Raw genomic sequence first — 2327 nt, 5'->3', positions numbered from 1 at the left:
TTAAAGGCAGGGGGCAATTCCCAAAAGGATTTACTTTTTGCGTTCTGTTTTGTAAGTATCAGCTCTTTATTGTACATAAAAGTACCCCACCCAGCTTTTTCAGGAAGAGTAGAAAATTTCCTTGTTGCTATATAAACGGTATTCCGTAGATTTCCATGATCTTTTCTATTCTTAATATGGGGATGATATTTAGTCCAAGAAGGTACTGGATTTCTTGCTTTTATATCTAATAATCTATCAACTTCTAAGTATCCAAAAATAGCATGAATATCAAGAGCGTCTGCACGATATCTCCAAACTCCGTTCCCTTTTCTTGCTTCTTTAAACCAACCGAAGAATAGAAATATGTCTCCTTCCCCTACAAAGCGATTATGCAATGTTCCCTGTGAGATTCCAGCTTGTCCGAATAATCCTCGCCATTTTTCAGGTCTTTCATTTAAAATAGATTTTTGTAAATCTGGATCCAAATGTGCTTCGGAGTATAAATTAATACCCAAATCTTTCATTACCTTTAAATAGTTCTCTTTTCTTGAATAAATGAAATCCTTATAGAAATCACCTGAATCAGCCCTTGGAATTGGTAAAGAAACAAATCTATCATCTAATATTGGGCTTGGCTTGCCTCCAGTAGTTCCATCAAACCCTTTTCGACTTATTATTACCTTTCTTTCCATTTTCTGTATCCTCCTTTCTCAAAAACATTATATACTATAAATAGTAACTACTAATAGACTGAATTCCTCGAATTCTGACAAGGGAGAAATAAAATGAATTCTTTACAAGAGACCTATCGTGAGGAATATAAGGAATACCTAATGACACTTTTCTCGGATGCATGGAAAAAACGACCAATGGATTTTATTTATTCAATTCTTAGAGTAACTGGTATCCATGATGGCCATTGGGATCCTTATGTTGAAATGCTCGAAGCGTTTGAAGATTATAACAAGATTTTATATTTTTCAAATGAACAAGGGGGGAAAACACCATTAAGAGTAGGACTACTTATGTATTGTCAAGCAATTGAAATAACGGCTGTTCATGAGCTGTTAGCAAACTTATTAAGAGGTTGTGGGGATAAACCATTTATTATTAATCCATTTATCGAACTTCAAAGAAAAAGCAAAAAGTCGGCTTTTAGTTATATACCTCCAAGTGCTAATGCAAAAATTAAAAGGTTAAAAGTTTTAGCAACAGAATGTGGGGATACAAAATTCATTGAAATTTTAGACTCATTTTATGATGATCAAGTTAGAAATTCATTTGTTCACTCTGACTACTGCATTACAGAGGAGGAATTTAGATGGACTGAAGGTGGTTTACAATCACCGAAAAGTATTGAGTATATCAGTAATCTTATAACTCGAACCTTTGCTTTTTTTGAAGCACTTATACAGGTTTGGAATACATGGCTATTTCATTTTACTAAGTTACCTAAATACACAAAGTTGCCTCAATATGAAGTATTAGAGGTTCATACTAATGATAAAGGTTTATTTGGATTTTCTGTACACTTTTCTAATGGTCAAAGAACTTACTTTGAAAGACACCCATATTCGATAAATTCATGTAATTTATTTCTTGAAAAAGATGGCTCTATTAATTTTTTCGTTGGTGATTTATCTGAGCTTGAAAGAGTTTGGAAAGTAAATGGAAAAGAAATTGACTTTTAGCATTTAATAAAATCCTACCTTAATGGAACTTATTCATGCATGGGTTGGGAGCGTTCGCTCATGGAGGTTTTTTAGGTAAAATAGTAACTGGTGATATCTGGATAAATTACTGTAGATCAGCAAATTATTAAGTATCTAAAACATATTTTTTAAGGTAATCAAGAATAAAAACTGCTGATATCATATCAGCAGTTTTTAAGCGTCAAATATTCTTTTCAAAGATTGAACTCATTAGTTTCTTGCAAAATTTTTGTAATTACTTTTTTTATTCCCTTACTTCCTCCTCCAAAACCTGCTTTTAACTGAATTTTATATACCGTTAGTTTTTCCCCCTGCTTTATCATCTCTTCGATAGTCCATTCGATTTTTCGAACTCGGTAGCTCTCGATATCTTCTGTTACTTCTTCTATATATTGACGAGTTTTCACAAGTTTCTGGTGATTAAACCATCGTTTTACACCAATAACTTGCCTTATATTATGTGGGGTAATTCTCTTTGGTTTTCCTTCTGTTTGTAATAGTTCTTCTACTGCACTTTTAGCAGATTCTAAGCAATTGTAACCGTCAAGTACTTTTGAACACTTTTTGCTCATTTATTTTGAAGGCTAGTTGTATAATCAAATGCAACAGGGCCTAGGACATGGAAAACCATAG

General features: G+C 33.0%; 3 protein-coding genes. 1 reads left to right on the top strand and 2 read right to left on the bottom strand.

Annotation, left to right across the window (positions count from 1 at the left end):
* A partial coding sequence (locus ACOI1C_RS22425; RefSeq protein WP_422512854.1) for a hypothetical protein occupies window positions 1–674 on the bottom strand: 674 nt, incomplete at its 3' end.
* 93 nt (window positions 675–767) lie between these two features.
* Between ACOI1C_RS22425 and ACOI1C_RS22420 the strand changes: the two genes are divergently transcribed.
* Window positions 768–1673 (top strand): hypothetical protein, encoded by a 906-nt coding sequence (locus ACOI1C_RS22420; protein WP_422512853.1) that lies wholly within the window; start codon window positions 768–770, stop codon window positions 1671–1673.
* Between the two features lie 215 nt (window positions 1674–1888).
* On the opposite strand, the gene ACOI1C_RS22415 is transcribed toward ACOI1C_RS22420, so the two are convergent.
* Window positions 1889–2266, bottom strand: coding sequence for a hypothetical protein (locus tag ACOI1C_RS22415; protein ID WP_422512852.1), 378 nt, complete (start codon window positions 2264–2266; stop codon window positions 1889–1891).
* Between the last annotated feature and the right edge of the window lie 61 nt (window positions 2267–2327).

Origin of the sequence: Bacillus sp. DJP31, from assembly GCF_049310945.1 — a bacterium.
GTDB lineage: Bacteria > Bacillota > Bacilli > Bacillales > SA4 > Bacillus_BS.
The sequence above is the reverse complement of the archived record's forward strand: the minus strand, read 5'-3'. Positions and strand labels throughout refer to the sequence as shown.